Source organism: Sorangium sp. So ce204 (genome assembly GCF_051526795.1).
GTDB classification, from domain to species: domain Bacteria; phylum Myxococcota_A; class Polyangia; order Polyangiales; family Polyangiaceae; genus Sorangium; species Sorangium cellulosum_B.
Map to the genome: position 1 here is coordinate 4,673,055 of NZ_CP150317.1, position 17,459 is coordinate 4,690,513.

The window sequence follows — 17,459 nt, forward strand, 5'->3', positions numbered from 1 at the left end:
CGCGACAGCAAGTCCGTCAACACGAGACGGCACAGGAAAAATCGACCGATGAGGTGTCGGGCCCGCGGGCTCTTTTGCGCGAGTAGGCGAACGAGGGCGCGCTCCGAGCGCCCCCACGATCCCTTTCTGTCCGAGGTGCACGCCATGGACACGCCGTCGTCGCTCCCCCGTTTCGGGGGCTCTCGAACCCGCCCAGGAAGGACCGTCGCCTCAAGGCGATGGGGCGCCAACCCCGCCGGAGGCCAGGCCCCAAAAATGAGGTTCCGCCGGCTGCCACGCTGCAGGATCAGGCCGAGGCCGCCGCGAGCATCTCGCGCAGCCCGGAGCGCTCCTCGTAGAGCGACTGCAGCTCGAACCCTGCCGGCACCTGCCCGCGGTGGCCCACGAAGAGCAGGACGAACAGATCGAAATGAAGCTGCGCCTCCACGCCGTGGAAGTAGCGCGCGAACGGGTGCGCGCGGCGCAGCTCCGCCGGGACCAGGCGCTCGGCGAAGGCGTGGTACGCCGGCATCACGCCGCGGGACGCCTCCCAGAAGGGCCGCTTCCGGCGGCCCAAGACGAGCCGCGCGACCTCCGGCGGCAGCACCCGGCGCGCGACCTCCCTCAGCAGCCGCTTCTGCTCGGCTCCGTCGAGCAGCGCCGGCCATCCGAGCTCGCGGCGCAGCCGCGAGAGGCCGTTGCACAGGTACGGCACGCGGATCTCCAGGCCCGCCGCCATGCTGAGGTGATCCCACCGCTCGAGGTGACCCACGCTGAGCTGGTTGCGCAAGTAGGCCTCGTATACGCGAGCGCGCCGCTCCTCCACGGTGGCGGCCTCGAGACCCGCCAGGAAGCGGTCGAGCGGCCCGCGCTCCGCGGCGGGCAGCGCGCCGCTGGCCGCCACGTGGTCAAGCCGGCCCTGGGCGAACCCACGCCAGCGGTCGGGCGCGACATGCACCAGGTACCCGGCAAACAGCTCGTCCGCCCCGTCCCCGCAGAGCACGGCCTTCACCTCCCGCCGTATCGCGGGGCAGACCGACTCGAGCAGCGAGTACCCCGTCGGGGCAGCCAGCGACGCAACCAGCGTCGGGAGCCCGGTCAGGCAGTCTCCCAAGCCGAGCAGCATGGTCCGGTGCGCGCTCCCGAGCGCGCGCGCCACCGCGGCCGCCGCGGCGGTTTCCTCGTCCTCCTCGGTCCCGATCGTCGCCGTGACCAGCCGCCGGCTATGGCGGGCCGCGAGCGCCGCGAGGATCGAGCTGTCGAGCCCGCCTGATAGCAGCACCCCGACAGGGTGATCGGCGACGCATTGCTGCCGGACAGACACGTCCAGGAGCTCGACGCAGCGGTCTACCACCGGCGAGACATCGATGTCCTCGCCCGCGCACGGTCCGTCCGCCGCCGGATCGGGCAGCGCATGGAGCAGCACGGTGGAGATGCGCCCCGACTCCGGATCGCGCCGGACCTCGATCACGTGGCCCGGCGGGCACCGCTTGATATCGCGGAACAGCGTCCGATCCTCGAGCGGATGGCCGAGGACGACCGTCTCGAGCAGCGCGGCGCGGTCGAGCGTGGTCGAGACCGCATCGAGCGCGAAGAGCGCGCGCGCCTCGGAAGCGAACACCACGAACCGCCCGTCCAGGGCCGTGTACGCGAACAGGGGCTTGATGCCGAACCGGTCGCGGGCCACGACGAGGCGATCGGGCTCGAGCACCGCGAAGGCGAACATGCCGTCGAACCGCTCGACGCACGCCGGACCCCAGTGATCGTAGGCGGCGAGCACCACCTCGGTGTCGCAGCGCGAGGCGAACTCGGCGCCTGCGCGCCGGAGCTCATCGCGGAGCTCCTCGTGGTTGTAGAGCTCCCCGTTGTAGGCGATGAGGCGTCCGGAGCGGGGGCTGCGGAGCGGCTGCGCTCCGCCCGCAAAATCCAGCAGGCTCAACCGGGTATGGCCGAGCCCTCCGGAGCCCTCGACGTGCACGGCGAAATCATCCGGGCCCCGGTGGCGCAGGCGGTCGGTGATCGCGACCAGCGCGGCGCGATCCGCGGAGCCGAACATGGCGACCACCCCGCACACGGCGACGCCCTAGGCCTCCGCCGCTGGAGGGAGCGCGGGAGCATCGAGGAAGAGGAGGACGCGGCTGCGGTACAGGCGCCGGAGCGCGCCGAGGACGGCCTTCTGGGCCTCCGCGGTCGCCTCCCTTGGTCCCCGCGCGGCGGCCTCGGCGGCACAGAGCTCCGCGACCGTGGCGCTGCCGTCGCAGCGATCGAGGAGCGCGCCCACGCGGTCGTTCACGAGGAAATAGTGGCCGAGGAAGTTCGCCTGCTTGTTGAACAGGACGACGGACGGGCCGCTTTGCCGGGTCGCCCTGGGCGAGACGTGCGACTCGGGCAGATGCTCGAACCGCACGACCTTGGCGCACGCGCTCCGGAGAGGACGGAGCCCCAGGATGTCCGAGCGCTCACTACGCAGGACCAGGGCGTCGGCGTGCTCGCCGAAGGGGCGGGCGACCGGCTCTCCGTCGACGGGCCAGCCCATCCACAGGAGGTGCCGCGAGAAGGCGATCGCGTCCTCGCCGAGCGGCGAACCGGCGAGGGCGCGGGCCGCGGCCGAGAGCAACGCGTCCGCTTCGGCGCGGGCCGGCCGGGTCGCCGGCCGGCCCGCGAGGACCTCGGCGGCGAGCGCGGCGAACGGCTCGTCGCCGAGGACCTTGGGCAGCATCGGCAGCATCGTCCGTAGATCCGCGACCTGCTCGACGAGCTCCACGGGCGGCGGCGGCGCCACCGGCGCGGCGGCGCGCCGCCTCAGGACGTCGAGGAAGACCTGCTCGTAGGCCCTCCCCAGCTCCTCCGCCGACGCACGGCGGACCGAGACGGCTCCGCCCCGCCGGCCGATCGCCCGGGCGCCCTCGGCATCGGTGACGACGCGATCCAGCGCCGAGGCCAGGCGGTGCATGTCCTTGGGGTCGGGGACCAGGAGAAAGCTCTCCCCGTCCACCAGCTGGTCTTTCCAGGGTTGCTTCTCGAGGATCTCGCCCGAGAGCACGAGGCAGGTGCCGCACGCGAGCACCTCGCGCGGCACGGACGGCGCATGAAAGGAGATGGTAAAGTCACGTTCCAGGAAGCAGACCGCCGTGCAGGCCCGGATGAACTGCCCGACGCGCCAGTGCGGGATGAAGGGGAGGATCCAGGTGCAATCGGCGAGCCCCGCGTCCACGACCGCGCGGCGAAAGGGCTCGAGCTCCCGCCCCTGGGTGAGCGCCAGCAAGTTGAAGGCGCGGCCGCGCCGCTTGAGGGACGAGAGCGCCGCGACGAGGTCGAAGGAGCCCTTGAGCTCGCCGACCTTGCCGTAGATCCCGACGGTCGGCACCGCCGGATCGTACGGGCCGGGGCTGATCACCGCAGGCGAGAGCCGCTTCAGCGACGCGACGGTCGCATCGACGTCGAGCGGCGGCACGTGCGGGCCGAAGTGCTCGGCTGGCAGGTAGTACGGGGGCACGCTGTAGATCGCCTCGGCGGGCGCGCCCATGGCGAGCAAAGGGAACCGGTTGCCGCTGATGATCCCATCGGCGCGCCGGACGATCTCCGTGTAGGTCGGCGCGAGATCGGGCTGGAGCATCAGCCGGCCGAGATCGCTGCCGGCGTGCCGGAGAACGAGCGGCACGCCGGCCCAGGTCGCGGCCAGGTGACCGGCGACGCCGTTCGGCTCGAAGTAGTAGGCGAAGACGAGCTCGCAGCCGTGGCGCCGGATCACGTCGACGGCGCGTCCGGCGAGCTTCGACACGAACGGGTTCGCCTGCGGGATATGGGCGAGCTTGCGCGACATCGCCTCGGGCGGGTGGAGCTGGACGTGCCCGGGCCCGCCCTCCGGTTCGAGGCGCGCGCGGTCCTCCGGGTCCAGCTGAATGCGGTACTCGGGCTCGACCTCGTCCGCGTTCGACACGACGTGCACGTCGTGCCCGAGCTCGGCGAGCGCGCGGGCCATCCAGTAGCCTTGCGCGCTGACTCCCCCCTGGATGGGCGGGTATTTGATGAGCAAACAGAGCTTCACCGCGGGCGCCTCACATCTCGAGCGACGGCCGCACCACGAGCGCATTCCTCGCGATGAGCAGCCGCAGCATGTCGACCGTCTTGTCGGCGCCGGGAGGGCCGGCGAGCGAGCGGAAGCGCTCTCCGAGGCGCGCGATGATCTCGCGCGTCGTGCGCTCGCCGTCGCACAGCGCGATCAGCTGCTCGGTGAGCGCGTTGATCTCGAAGTAAAGCACGTTCCGCAGCCCCACCTGCTTGACGAACAGCACCGACGTCGGGTGCCGCGGCGGCGCGTCGAGCGGCTGATCCTCCATGATTGCCCGGATGACCCAGATGATCTGCGATGCGAAGCGACGCACGAACGCGTGCCGGCCGGCCGCAGGGTACCCGTCGAGGAGCCCGGCCGTCGAGAGCTCCTGGGCGGAGGCGCGGAGCGAATCGCAGCTGCGGGCCGACGCGACGGCATCCGGGTTCGTGGTGAGTTCGAGCAATGCCTGCTCGAACCGCGTAACGTCCTCTACGAGCTCGCTTTCGATCCCGCCCTCCTGCACGAGCTCAAGCGCGACCTCCTGGACCCAGTAGGCGTCGCGGATCGTGCGGCTCGCGTGCTCGGGCGACTCGACGGGCGGGCGGCGGCGCGAGAACTCGCGCTGCACGTGCGCGATCGCGCCGAGGCGCTCGAGCAGCCTGCACAGCGCGGGAGACAGGCGGCTGATCAGCCGGAAACGCTTCGACTCGAGCTGGTGGGCGAACGCCCCCAGCCCGTCCGGGCCCGGGTGGCACAGCGCCTCGACGGCGTCCTCGGGGAGCCCCAGCTCTCGCGCGACGTCGTGGGGGTGCGCGAGGAACCGCGCGCGGAGCTGCGGCTCGACGAGCAGCCGGGCGAACGCTACCTGGAATGCGATCCGATCCGCGGCGCCGGGCGAGCCCACGAGGAGATCGCCCTGATCGAGCGAACGCCCGATCTCGGGCGTATGCCGCGCCGGGGCGGCCCCCCGGCCCGCGGCCGCGCCCGTGTCGCTGGCGCGCGAGAAGATCTCCCGCGCGTGGCGGAGGTCCTTCACGATCTCCTCCGGATCTGACGGGAAATTCTGGTCGCGTTCGAGCAGCACACCCTTGAGCGCGCCGCAGCTCACCACCCGCTCGAGCAGCGCCCAGACCTCGGGGTGCACATCGACCGGCTGGCTGTGGGTGTCGACCCAGCGGCCCCCGTGCCGCTCCCCGCCGGCGAGGTGCACCTGCACCACGCGCTCGAGCGGGAGCCGGCGGAGGTAGTCGTACGGGTCGTATCCGTGGTTGGTCGCGTTGATGTAGAGGTTCGTGAGATCGAGGAGCACCCCGCAGTCGGCGCGCTCGACCACCTCGGAGACGAAGGCGACCTCCGACATCTCGCCGGGCAGCACGAAGGAATAGGCGATGTTCTCGAGCAGGAGCGGGACGCCGAGGATCTGCTGGATGGCCTTGGCTTTGTCGGCCACCCGGCGCGCCACCGCGCGGGTGAAGGGCAGCGGCGTGAGGTGCCCGAGCTGGATCCCTCCAGCCTGGGTCATGCACAGGTGGTCGCTGTAGTAGGGCGCGCGCACCAGGCGGATCAACTCCGCCGCTTCGCGGCTGTAGCGCGGGTCGAGCGGCTCGTCGGTGCCGAGCGACAGATCGAGGCCGTGCGGGACGAGCCGGTGCTCGTCACGGAACGAATGGATCCAGTCCGCGCTCTCAGGGAACGAGCTGAAATACCGATCCGCGACCAGCTCGTACCAGTCGATCTCGCGGGCGTGAGCGTCGAAGAACGAGCGGAGCTCGTTGCGGTAGCCGATGCCGATTCCGAGCGTTGGGATCTCGCGGAGGGTCACGGACCAGGAGGGGTGAGCTTTGGAGGGTACCCGCAGAGGCCGTCGGTCGGGTTTACGAGCCGCAGAAGCACCCCGAGCCGCAGAAGCAGCTCAGACAGCTCGGGAGGCTCCGGTCAGGGAGGATCTCGTTCTGGTAGTTGGTGCCGCAGTCGACGAGCTTGAGCTCGAAGCTCTCGTCCTGCTGCATCTCGTCTCGAGGGCCCTCGACGATCTCGGACTTCTCGACGTTCACCTGCATGGACCACCTCCTGGTTACGCCAGGATGGCATCGAAGCATCTTGTTCCCATGCCCGTCAAGGCACGGCTGCGTGTCAAGGATTGCGACCTGGGTATTCATTTCCTCCCGTGGCGTGTTTCTTCACGGCGAGGCAATTGAGCCAGGTCGCGGTGGTCTCCTCGGCGCACGGGCGCCATCGAGCGTAAGCCGCGCGGAGGACCGCCTCGCTATCGACCGCGGACATCGTGGGTAGGACATTGGTGCGGAACACGGGAACGAGATACCAGTCGAGCGCGGCCTCGGGGGAGATCTGGATCGCGGCGAGCGTGCGCGCCACGATTTCGAGTCCGGCGTGGTCGAGCGCGGCAAAGAATCCGTGCTCGAATGCCGGGCTCGATCCCGCGATGCGCGCGCTGCCCCTCGGCGGCGGGGAGTAGCCGAAGCGGAGCCGGGCCTCGTCGAGCATCGCGCGCTCGAGCGACGACTCGAACCTGACCTTCGGCGGCGCGACGCCCTCGGCGGCGGCTGCCGCGCGTACGGCTTCGGGGGCGAACGGCGCCGGGAAGTTGAAGGCGAAGCGCCCTCCCGCGCCGAGCAGCGAAGAGACAGCCGGGATCGCGGCCGGTTTGAGCTGCCAGACCGCGGCGTTGCACACCACGCCATCGACGCGCGGCGCGACGATCGTCGCGACCTCCTCGGCCAGGGCCTCGACGAAGCTGGCGCGCGGCTCGGTGATCCGGCTGCGCGCGAGCGCGAGCTGGCTCGCCGAGGCGTCGAGCGCAATCACCCGCGCGTGCGGTGCCGCCTCGAGCACGACCTCGCTCGTAACGCCGGTGCCGCAGCAGAGATCCACGATGGTTCGCGCGGCGCCGAGATCGGACAGGGCGACGAGCGCGCGGCTCGTCACCTGGTACATCGGGTGGGCGGCGACATAACGGTCATACTGCTCCGCATTGCCGGGCGTGTTCCAGTCGACTCGGCGCGTAGCGGTCATCGGACGGGCTCCTTCCGCCGCGCGTAGCGCAGCGGGCTGGCCGTCAGGTTCCGGGAGAGGCGGGGCACTCGCTCGATCTCGCGTCCATGCCCTGCGGCGCATTCTGTGTTGTTCCGGAAGCTTGCGCCGATGCCTCGCCCTTGACGAGCCCGAGCGCTACGAGCGCCTTGAGCGCGCTCGTCGAGAGTCCATCATAGACGTACATGTTCATGAACACCCAGGCCATGAGCAGGGGCGCGGCGTGAAGCACCGCCGGGTCCGCTTCCTCGCCCGTGATCGACAGCGCCTTCGGCAGCCCGTTGAGCGCGCTCGGCGAGATGTCGGCGAAGCCGTCTGGCTTCAGGAACGGGAGCTTCCAGAACTGGAGCAGGCCGCCGGGCGTGCGCACGATCGAGCGCAGCCCGGACACCTTCAGCCCGTGCGCCAGCCGCCACTGCGCTCTCTCCGCGAGCTTCTCCTGCCACCGGTGCTGCAGCTTGCGGATCGTCTCCGGCGAGACAAAGGGGTTCTTCGAGAAGAACAGGCTCTTGCTCAAGCTCTCCCGGAGCGCCTTGTGGCGCGGCGTCTCGCCGGCGGTCGCGCCTCCCGTCTCGACGAGCCACTTGCACAGCTTGTAACGCGCGCTGCCCGCGCCGCTGAACATCACCGTGTCGAGGAGATGAGACAGCAGGAAGAAGCGAGGATCCATGATCGCGGCCGTGTATTTGAATTTCACGATATTCCGCATCATGTGCCAATCCTGCTTCGTGTACCGGTTCACTCGTTCGATGTAATCACGATCCAGGTGGCCGTCACGCAGGTCCTTCTCCACGATGTTCGCGATGTGCCACGAGGTGACGAGCGCCAGCGAGACGCCCTGGCTGTAATATGCATCGATGACCGAGGCCGCGTCGCCCGCGATGCCGTATCGCTCGTTGCTCACGTAGGTGTCGGTGCAGTGCTGGCAGTTCTTGAAGACGTTGAACTCCAGCACGTTGTCTTCTCGCAGCATGTCATCGAATAACCGATAACGCCGGATGACGTTCCAGAACTTCTCCTTGTAGTTGTTTCCCGGCGGCGCGCGCTTCTGATCGTAGCTAACCCCGATGCTGATGCGCTCCTCATTGAGTCGAATGACCCAGATCCAGTAGCCGTCTCCCCAGAGGTGGAGCGTGCTGAGATCGCGGGAGGTCACCGCGCCGTCGCCAAACACGTACCGCCAGTTCTCGCCGAACATCTCGTCCTTGATGCCCGAGAACTGGGCCCAGACCGCGCTGTTCCGGAACCCGTCGTTGAACTCCACGTCCTCCGCGGCGTGGCCCAGCCGCTTGGCGAGGAAACGCGCGCGGCCGGAGCAATCGATGACCCATTTCGCTCGGACGGTGCCGGAGCGCTGGGTTGCGCGGCACTGCCAGACGAGCTCGTGGATACCTCCGTCGCGCCCCAGATGGACATCCTTGACGCGCGCAGTGTCGAGGAATGTCACGTTCGGATGCGCGCGAGCGAGCTCCTGCATCCGATCCTCGGCCTCCGGGCGAACGATCTGCGCGTCGTCGATCATTCCCTTCAGCATTCTGCCGTCGATGTAGGCGTCCCGCATCGCCGCGGGAATGCTGCTCTGAACCGACCACTCGGGCTTGTCCTCGAAGCTCGTGGTCCCCTCCATTCCATAGGTAAACCACACGCCGTGCTTCGGGAAGGAGGTGTCGATGAAGTCGTCCAGCTCCGAGATGTTTCGGAGGAACATGTTGCTGAAGATCAGGAGTGATTCGCCTACCTTGAAACTCCGCTTCTGATCTCGAACGCTGTCGACCAGCGTGACCTTGAAGCCGCGCTTTGCGAGCTGAATCGCGCTGTGTAGGCCGACGATGCCCGCGCCGATGATCACGACGTCGGCTTGCGATGAGCGCTCTTCCATACTGTTCATTCTCTCTGGTTAGAGTTGACGCTCCGACGAGTGAAGGGCCGAAGCTTCGATGTAAAATCGAGCCCGCCGCGAGGTGTGCGGGGACACGAGACGCCCCGGGCGCCTCGTGGAGTTGGCCGCCATGGTGGGGTAGCGCCGCGCCTCGCGGGAGGCGGCTGGTAGGATTAGAGGATGAGGTTCCGGAAACGCCGCACGCTACCCCAGACGAGCACGACGCACATGGCGACGAGCGCGAGGACGTTCGAAAGGAGATCGAGGGGCCCGGCGTCGCGGAGCACGACGCCCCTCATCACCTCGATCATATGCGTAGCCGGCAGCAAGCGACCCAGGACATACAATGCGAGCGGCAGCCCTGCCACGGGGAAGAGATACCCGGTCAAGAAGAACGATGGCAATGTGAACAGCTGCGCCATCTGCTGAGCTTCAGGCTGCGTCTGGGCGCGCGTCGATATAAAGAGGCCGATCGAGAGACATGCGAACAGGAAGATGGTGCTGATGACGAAGAGGAACAGCAAATTCCCGTGGATGGGCACGCCGAACCCAAACCGCATGATGAAGAGAAGGAGCAGATTCTCGGCCACCCCGACGATCAGGTAGGGGGCGAGCTTGCCCAGCATGAGGCCCAGCGGATGCACCGGTGTGACCAGGAGCTGCTCGAGCGTGCCCCGCTCGCGTTCACGGACGATGGCCAGCGCCGTCATCACCATGCCGATCGTCTGGATCACGAACGCGATGAGGCCAGGGATGATGTAGTTCGCAGTCCTGCCGTCAGGGTTGAACAGCATGATAGGTTGCACAGAGAGCCCGAAACCCTGCTCTCCCTTAGGCGCCTGGCTACGGATCTCTTCCAGGGTCACATGCGCGGCGAGGCCGGTGACGCTGGCGAGCGCCTGCGAGCTGGCGCTCGAGTCCGATCCGTCGATAAGGACGAGGATCTTCGCCTGCTTCCCCCGAACTCGACTGTCCTGGAAGTCGGGAGGGATGACGATCCCGACCCTCGCCCGGCCCGAGATGATCTCCTCCCGCGCCTCCTTCGGGCTTGTCGTGACGCGGGTGATCTCGAGCGTGTCCGTCGCGCGGAGCCGGTCCATGAGGTCGCGACTGGACCGAGAGAAGTCCTGATCGACCACGACGGTGGGCAAGTTCCGCACTGTCTGATCGATGAAGCCAAGGAGCACGAGCTGAAGGATGGGGATGGCGAGCGCGATGCGCAGCGCCATGGGATCGCGGCGGATGTGCAGGAACTCCTTCACGCAGATCGCGACGAAGGAGGTCCAGATCCTCCGGGCCTCGTTCGCGCCGGTCACGACTGTCCCCCGGCTCCGGCGGGCACCGGCGAAGGCGCGGCTGAGCTAGCCTGCCCGGCGGCGTGCTCTGTGAGTGTCACAAAGACGTCCTCCAGCGAAGGCGCGATCTCTCGCACAGCCGGGGCGCCGAAGCCCCCCTGCCCCAGCACGTCGCGCAGCACGTCATCGGCCAGGCGCTCCTCGATGATCGCATGCACCGATTGTCCGAAGATCGTGGCCGCTCGACAGAAGGGCTGCCGCTGGAGCCAGTCCAGCATCCGCGCCGGCTGCCCGGTCTCAATCTCGACCCGACGCTGTCCTGGCTTGTTCACCACGGGCAGCGCCTTCAGGTCGTTGGGCGTACCGCTCACCATCATCCTGGAGAGGTACAGGTACCCGACCTCGCCGCAGCGCTCCGCCTCGTCCATGTAGTGCGTCGTCACGAGCAGCGTCATGCCCTGCGCCGCGAGCTTGAACAGCAGATCCCACAGCTCGCGACGCGCGACGGGATCGATGCCTGCCGTGGGCTCATCGAGGAACATGACCTGCGGTTCGTGGAGCAGCGCGCTACCCAGCGCGAGGCGCTGCTTCCAGCCGCCAGACAGCAGGCCAGCCCGGCGATCGACGTAGGGCTCGATGTGGGTGAGCGCGATCGCCGCGTCGCAGCGTTGCCGCAGCCGCGCACCGCTGAGGCCGTAGATACGCGCGTAGAAATCGAGATTCTCGCGGACCGTCAGATCCTCGTACAGGGAGAATTTCTGACTCATGTAGCCGATGCGCGTCCGGATTTCCTGCCCATGGCGCGCCACGTCGAGCCCGAGGACGCTCGCCGTCCCGGCCGTCGGGATGAGGAGCCCGCACAGAATGCGGATCAACGTCGACTTCCCGGAGCCGTTCGGCCCGAGCAGACCGTAGATCGTGCCCTGGTAGACCTCCAGGTCCACGCGATCGAGCGCGGTGAAGCTGCCGAATTTTCGCGTCACCTGCCGCGCACTGAGGACGGGTGCACCGGTTCTCATGGCCTGGGCACCTTGGTCAGGGCGCTCATGCCGGCGCGCAGGAGCTCCCGATTCTCGGTGATGTCGATTCGCGTGGCGAACACCTGGTTGGCGCGCTCGTCTGCCGTCTGGAGGTTGCGCGGCGAAAATTCGCCGACGCTGCTGATGTGCCGTACGACACCTTGGAAGGAGCGATCGCCGAACGTATCCACCGTGATCGGAACGGCATCACCGACGCGAACAAGCCCGAGCTGGGTCTCGGGTACATAGATGCGCACGTAGAGGGCGTCATCTTCGACCAATGTGGCTGCTGTCGCGTTCGGGTGGAGAATGTCGCCGGGTCGGAGGTCGAGCGCGTCGAGCCTCGCAGCGACGGGGGCTCGTACGGTGAGCTCATCCATCTGCGCGCGGATCGCGTCGAGCCGGCCTTGCGCGATCTTCACCGCGGCCTCGGCCGCCCGCAGGTCCTCGACGCGCGTGCCCGCAGAGACCAGCTTGGCGCTCGCCTGCGCCTCCATCGCGAGTGCCTCGGCGTGCCGAATCCGCTCGCGCCTCGTGCCGTTGACGAGCTCGTCGAGGGCGTGCTTCTGTGCGTCGCGCTGGGCCTGGAGCTGCTTGAGATCGCTCTCGGCGGCCTCCGCCTCCATCCGCGAGATCGCGCCGCTCGCCACGAGCCCCTTGTAGCGTTCGGCGTCGCGCTGGATCTTCTCGAGCGCCGCCTCGGCGGCTGAGAGCCGCGCCTCGGCTGCCGCGATCTCTTCGCTCCGCGCGCCGCGCTTGTTTTCCTCAAGTGTCGCGGCCGCAGCCGCGGCGCGCGCCTTGGCCTGCATGATTTCCTCGGGTCTCGCCCCCTTCACGAGCTTGTCGCGCTCCGACTCGGCCTGCGCGAGCTGTCCTTCAGCGACCGTCAGCTGCGCCTCGAGATCGCCCGGCTCGAGCACGAGGATCGGCTGGCCGGCCTCGACCCGATCGCCCTCGCGAGCGAGCACCTGCTTGACACGCCCGCCGGTGCGCGAGCCGATCGCGATCGAGCGGGCCTCCACCGTGCCGCTCCACTCGTACGGCTTGCGCGCCTGTTTGTGCGCGTAGGCCACGTAACCGCCGCACCCTAGCAGCAGCAGGAAGACGGCGAGCAGACGACGCCAGTTGATTCGACGGTGAGCTACGGGGTGGCCATAAGCGGTGGCGTCCACGGTCACGGGTTACCTCCCTTCTTCTCGCGAGGCGTCAGATATTCGGCAAAATGGTTCAGGAACGTCATCCATCTCCGCTGGAACATCTCGTCATCCGGAGATGTGCCGGTTACGATTCGCGTCACCTGCGGGAAGGCGGTCGGCATGATGCTGAGCCCGATCATCATGAGCAGCAGCGGTTCGGTTTCGAGCTCGCGCGGCAGCAACCCCTTCTCCTGACGCGCGCGCAGCGCCTTGCAAATCGCCTTGATTCGAAGCCTGCGCTCGGGCTCCCCGACGACCTCGCCGTCGCCGCTGTCGAGCGCTTCCCATTGCATCAAGCGTACCCAGGTTACATCGTTGCGCGCGATATCGTACCAGAATGGGAGCCCCTGCCTCGGGTCGTCCGGGTCGTTCCACCGCAACTCGTCCTTTTCGGCCAACTTGCGTCGCACGATCTCGCGGTAGAGGCCCTTTTTGCTCCCGAAGTAATGATACAGCATCCGCTTATTGATGCAGGCCCGGCGCGCGATGACGTCAACGCGCGCGCCTGAGAAGCCGTGCAACGAGAACTCTTCCAGTGCGGTCGAAAGGATCCTGTCGCACGTGCGCTCCGCGTTTCGTACAGATGCAGACATGAGTACCGTCGCGCACTGTAGGCGCATCTCTGGTAACTATCAAGTTACTTTTGTCGTCGGCACCCAGTGCGCGGGCGCCACGCCGCTTGAAGTCGGAGAGCTCCGCCCGCCGATCAGGTCCTCCTGTCGACCGAGGGCCTCCTCGTCCTGCGCAATCTTCTCGAAACAAACTTGTGACGCCTTGGCCTCATGAATCGCCACCGGGTGGGCCGAGCGGATCGCGTCTCCCGCTGGACGTGCACATCCCTTGTTCCCCTTCAATGCCCCCGGTGGGGTCGGACGAACGGCCTCGGTCATGGCCGCGGGCACGAGATGGCTTTGCGCTTGTGACGCGTCGGATTAGCTGTTAGTGACCCGGTGATGGAACGTCTTCTCGGCGACAGCGAGCGGCTCATGTGGCTCATCGATCAGGTCGCCCCGTTCAACTTCATTGTGGTCGCGCGCGTGCGCGGATCCATCGAGGAGGAGGCGCTCACGCAGGCGTTGGCGCACGTCCAGGCGCGGCACCCGCTGCTTTCCGTGCGGATAGAGATGGCTGACGGCAAGCCGCGTTTCACGTCGCGGGACGTGCCCCCGATCCCGCTTCGTGTCAGGGCACGGGCGGACTACGACGCCTGGCGAGACGAGATGGAACGTGACGTGGCGCAGGCCATCCCGTGCAGCACGGGTCCATTGGCGCGCGCTCTACTCCTGCAAGGCGCTGACAGCAGCGATCTGCTGTTTTCGTTTCATCACGCGATCGGTGACGGCACGTCCGCTGCCTACGCGATGCGCGATCTGCTCGATGCCCTGGGTCGCATCCTCACCGGTGCTTCGCTACCAGCGGCGCGCTGTCCTGAGAGGCCGCCCATCGAGTCGTTGCTGCCGGAAGGCGTCCGCGGTCTCCGCGGCATTGCACGCGCCATTTCGCTCGTGGCACGCATAACCGCCGCTCGCCATGTGCATCGCCCGAAGACGCTCGGGTGCCTCCGGGTGGCGCCCGTGAGCGAGCGCGCCGCGCGTGTCGTGTTTCGCAAGCTCGATCGGCCGGAGACCTCGGCCCTGATCGACGCCTGCCGCCAGGAGAACACCACCGTCCACGGTGCCCTCTGCGCCGCGATGCTTGACGCCGTCGCCCACCGCATCGCAGGCGGATCGCTCCGCAAGCCCATGACCATCAGCCAGCGCTCGCCCATCAGCATGCGCCGGCAGTTTTCGCCGGCACTCGGCGACGAGATCGGCTTCTATGTCGCCGCCGCGAATACCGTGCACCGCCTGGATGCCGGCACGCGGTTCTGGGACCTGGCGCGCGACGTGCGCAGCAAGATAACACAAGCGCTCGCCCGCGAGGAGCCGCTCGTCGCGGTGCGCCTCAGCGGCAAGGTCGTGCCGGCGACCATGACGCCAGGTGCCCTGGTGCTCAAGCTCGCCGAAGCGGACAGCTATGCAGTCGTCGTGAGCAACCTTGGCCAGCTCGACGTCCCCTCGGACTACGGTCCGTTGCACCTTGATGAGCTGCAGTTCTCCTTTTCCGCCACAGCGATCCACTCGAACCCCTATAACCTCGTTGCCCACACGTTCGACGGGCGCATCTTTCTCAATTTCCACTACACGACACCGCACCTTCAGCCCGCCGACGCCGCGTCGCTCGCCGATGAGGTGATTGGTCGCCTCCTGGCCGGATCGGTACGAGCCCGACTGTGACCGAGCGGGCGGCCTGATGGCCGGAAGATCCGGCTGGGCGCTGGCCATCGTCGACCCGGATCTCAGCTCACTCCGCCTGCAGTGAGACGAGGCTCCGGGGGGCTTCGTCACGACGGGGCCGGGCGTCGTGTGATTATGTCCACACGGCAACGAAGCCGCGGCCTGCGTCGGGGTCGGGCTGTGTGGCGACAAGCGCGGTCCCCCGATCCGACCCTATCTGGGCATCTCTCCCATCCCGCTGTGAAGGCGTGGCGCCAGGCGTCGGCGGGAGCTGGGAGTGCGCGAGGGGACCCCTTTTGCGAAACGTGAATGAAACATTGCGCGCGCGCCTCGCTGCGCCTTCGCCAGATCCGTGCGGTCACTCCGACCCGACGCGATCAGCCGTGCTCGCGGTGGTTCGCTCGCGCCATTTGCCGAACGCGCAACCGGGGGAGCGCTTGATGAACAGGTTGAAGCAGCTCCGCCGCGTCGCGACCCGGTACGAGCAACGAGGCGAACAGTACCTGACCATGGGCAAGCTGGCGGCCATCCGCCTCTGGTCGCGCGCGTTTGCGCACACGCCCCCTAGGCGTGCCGCGAGCCCGCCATGCCATGATCCGGCCGTGCCACCATCCTGTAAGATTCTCGCCTCCGTCCATTTGTGAGGTTTTCGCTCCGGTTTCCCTTTGAGAAGCGCAAGCGCACGCGGCTCCGGGTCGACGGGATGAAGAGGATTGCCATGCAGTATTTGCCTTGACAGGCTCTCCCTGATAGGAAACCATTTTATGATGACAAGAATGTCTGTGCTCGCCAGGGCGTGGAGGAGTTCATTGTGAATCTTGAGCCTTCGGATGTGGCCGATACTGACGTCGTCGTGGCCGGCGCGGGCATCGTCGGGCTAATCACGGCGCTTCAGCTCGTGAAGCGCGGCCTGAAGGTCACCATCATCGACGACATCGGCACGCGAAAGCAGACCTTTAAGGTTGGCGAGTCGACGTTGGTCTTCACGAACGGGTTCATCAGGACGATCGGCGAGCTCGATGCGTACTGCACGAGCACGTGCCAGCCGAAGATCGGGGTCGCCTTCATCGAGGGGATGGAGGGGACGACGTCGATGAAGGACAAAAACCAGTGGGCGCTCCTGCACACGATCCCGCAGCGATGGATCGACGCGTTCGAGAATCCGCTATTTTACCGCAGTCAGCTGAAGGACGTGCAGCTCGTCAGGCACGAGGTGGAGGCCCTCATGGCCGACACCGCCCGCAAGCATCCGAGCATCACCTTCATGGACACGGCGCGCGTGAGGGAGGTCGACATCCATGAGGATGGCACGCCGCACGTCATTCAGTGGCAGGCGTCCGGGAGCGACGGGTCTGGGGTTGTGCGGACACGCTGGGTGGTCGACTGCACGGGGCGGGCGCGCAAGCTTGCCAAGCTGCGCGGTCACGCCTCCGAGCATCGGGAGATGAACGACGGATTCCAGACCACTGCGATATGGGGCCAGTTCTCGGGCATCCGTGACGACATGTTCGACCAAGAGTGGGAAATTCCAGCAGACGAGGGCGTCAAGTACGACGAGCACGCGGATCTCACGACATTGCACCTCTGGGGCGACGGATACTGGATCTGGGTGATACGGCTCGACAGCGGCCGCATCAGCGTCGGCGTGACCTACGATCAGCGGAAGCCCTTGCCCGGCAGAACGCCGAAGGAGCAGTTCTGGGGGATCATCGGAAAGTACCCCATCTTCGACAAGGTCCTCTTCGAGGAAACCCTGCTCGAGTTCAAGATGTACAAGAACGTCCAGTACATGACGGACACGTTTGTGCACGAGCATCGCTATGCGATGGTGGGGGATGCCGCGTCGATCATCGATGCATACTACAGCCAAGGCATGTCCCTGGCGATGGCCAAGAGCTGGCACATCACCAACGTCATCGAGGACGACATCAAGCGCAAGCATCTCGACAGGGAGTACATCGAGCACATCAATCGGCACGGTCGCCAAGACTGGCACCTCATGAGGAACACGATCAAGGAAAAATACACCTCTGCGATCTCCGACGGCCGGTTCTTCATGCTGTCTCACTGGCTCGATATGTGCATGGTCATCGGGCTGAGCATCCCGCGGCATCAGCTGAACCGATGGCTGGTTGACACCGGAGGCTACGTCGAGCGCGAGCAGCCGGTCCACGAGCGGCTGCGGGGGGAGCTCAGGCGTAACCTGTTCTTCACGAGAGCCCTCCCCTGGAGGCTTTTGCCGCCGGAGAAGGTGACGCGGCTCCAGGCTCACCTCCAGCGCCAGCTGCGGGATCGTGCGCTCTGGCGCCGCGATCATGGCGTCGCGGTGCCGACGATGCGCTCGATCTTGCGCCCCGCGGCGACCGCGCCGAAGGTGCTGCAGTTCATGTTCCCGGGCGAGCAAAAATTCGTGGATATCAGCCCGCGGAGCATCAAGAACGAGCCGGGGTGGATGCGCATCAAGGGTACCGAAGAATCTCCCGTGATGCTCCGGGTCGCCGGCGTGATGACCATCGCCCTCTTCGGGGTGATGTACGGCTTCGACGCTGTGGACACCGCCTTGCGCAAGGCCGCGATGCGTCTGGGCTTGCGGCGGCCCGGGCGACAGCCCGTGCAGGAGTCGCAGCAGACGTCGGCCGATTCGATGTCCAGCGGGCCGGTGACCGGGCGCCAGGCCTCGCAGGTACCGGCGTGATGGCGTGCTCGCCCC

The 17,459-nt window shown here is 67.3% G+C and carries 12 protein-coding genes; 2 read left to right on the forward strand and 10 right to left on the reverse strand.

The window, feature by feature from the left end; all coding sequences use genetic code 11:
* Window positions 1-286 precede the first annotated feature (286 nt).
* From asnB to WMF22_RS17420, 10 genes are all read right to left on the reverse strand, one after another.
* Window positions 287-2,053 carry an asparagine synthase (glutamine-hydrolyzing) gene (asnB, locus tag WMF22_RS17375; RefSeq protein ID WP_438036420.1) on the reverse strand — a complete coding sequence of 589 codons (1,767 nt, stop codon included), beginning with the start codon at window positions 2,051-2,053 and terminating at the stop codon, window positions 287-289.
* A gap of 9 nt (window positions 2,054-2,062) precedes the next feature.
* Window positions 2,063-4,027: a glycosyltransferase gene (locus WMF22_RS17380; protein WP_438036421.1), complete on the reverse strand. Its 1,965-nt coding sequence runs from the start codon at window positions 4,025-4,027 to the stop codon at window positions 2,063-2,065.
* Between the two features lie 10 nt (window positions 4,028-4,037).
* Window positions 4,038-5,855 (reverse strand): DUF692 domain-containing protein, encoded by a 1,818-nt coding sequence (locus WMF22_RS17385; RefSeq protein ID WP_438036422.1) that lies wholly within the window; start codon window positions 5,853-5,855, stop codon window positions 4,038-4,040.
* A gap of 52 nt (window positions 5,856-5,907) precedes the next feature.
* Entirely contained in the window at window positions 5,908-6,093 is a 186-nt protein-coding gene (locus WMF22_RS17390) for a hypothetical protein (RefSeq protein WP_437300172.1), read from the reverse strand.
* Between the two features lie 73 nt (window positions 6,094-6,166).
* Window positions 6,167-7,066, reverse strand: coding sequence for a class I SAM-dependent methyltransferase (locus WMF22_RS17395; RefSeq protein WP_438036423.1), 900 nt, complete (start codon window positions 7,064-7,066; stop codon window positions 6,167-6,169).
* A 43-nt stretch (window positions 7,067-7,109) separates the two neighbouring features.
* Window positions 7,110-8,963 carry an NAD(P)/FAD-dependent oxidoreductase gene (locus tag WMF22_RS17400; RefSeq protein WP_438036424.1) on the reverse strand — a complete coding sequence of 618 codons (1,854 nt, stop codon included), beginning with the start codon at window positions 8,961-8,963 and terminating at the stop codon, window positions 7,110-7,112.
* Between the two features lie 173 nt (window positions 8,964-9,136).
* The gene (locus WMF22_RS17405; protein WP_437300175.1) at window positions 9,137-10,279 is read right to left on the reverse strand and encodes an ABC transporter permease; all 1,143 of its coding nucleotides are present in this window, start codon (window positions 10,277-10,279) and stop codon (window positions 9,137-9,139) included.
* Window positions 10,276-11,202 (reverse strand): ATP-binding cassette domain-containing protein, encoded by a 927-nt coding sequence (locus WMF22_RS17410; protein WP_438036425.1) that lies wholly within the window; start codon window positions 11,200-11,202, stop codon window positions 10,276-10,278. Before WMF22_RS17410 ends, WMF22_RS17405 begins: the two co-directional genes overlap by 4 nt.
* A 71-nt stretch (window positions 11,203-11,273) precedes the next feature.
* Window positions 11,274-12,455, reverse strand: a complete 1,182-nt coding sequence (locus WMF22_RS17415) for an HlyD family secretion protein (protein ID WP_437300177.1) — start codon at window positions 12,453-12,455, stop codon at window positions 11,274-11,276.
* Entirely contained in the window at window positions 12,452-13,093 is a 642-nt protein-coding gene (locus tag WMF22_RS17420; RefSeq protein ID WP_438036426.1) for a TetR/AcrR family transcriptional regulator, read from the reverse strand. Before WMF22_RS17420 ends, WMF22_RS17415 begins: the two co-directional genes overlap by 4 nt.
* 333 nt (window positions 13,094-13,426) lie before the next feature.
* Between WMF22_RS17420 and WMF22_RS17425 the strand changes: the two genes are divergently transcribed.
* On the forward strand, window positions 13,427-14,749 hold the full coding sequence (locus tag WMF22_RS17425; RefSeq protein WP_437301573.1) for a condensation domain-containing protein: 1,323 nt from the start codon (window positions 13,427-13,429) through the stop codon (window positions 14,747-14,749).
* 811 nt (window positions 14,750-15,560) lie between these two features.
* Window positions 15,561-17,444, forward strand: coding sequence for an NAD(P)/FAD-dependent oxidoreductase (locus WMF22_RS17430; protein WP_437300179.1), 1,884 nt, complete (start codon window positions 15,561-15,563; stop codon window positions 17,442-17,444).
* Window positions 17,445-17,459: the final 15 nt, after the last annotated feature.

What these genes read in the sequence shown, in the direction of transcription:
- WMF22_RS17400 (WP_438036424.1), bottom strand. Translation starts at nt 8,963, where the DNA reads ATGGAAGAGCGCTCATCGCAAGCCGACGTCGTGATCATCGGCGCGGGC.
- WMF22_RS17425 (WP_437301573.1), top strand. Translation starts at nt 13,427, where the DNA reads ATGGAACGTCTTCTCGGCGACAGCGAGCGGCTCATGTGGCTCATCGAT.
- WMF22_RS17420 (WP_438036426.1), bottom strand. Translation starts at nt 13,093, where the DNA reads ATGCGCCTACAGTGCGCGACGGTACTCATGTCTGCATCTGTACGAAAC.
- WMF22_RS17395 (WP_438036423.1), bottom strand. Translation starts at nt 7,066, where the DNA reads ATGACCGCTACGCGCCGAGTCGACTGGAACACGCCCGGCAATGCGGAG.
- WMF22_RS17390 (WP_437300172.1), bottom strand. Translation starts at nt 6,093, where the DNA reads ATGCAGGTGAACGTCGAGAAGTCCGAGATCGTCGAGGGCCCTCGAGAC.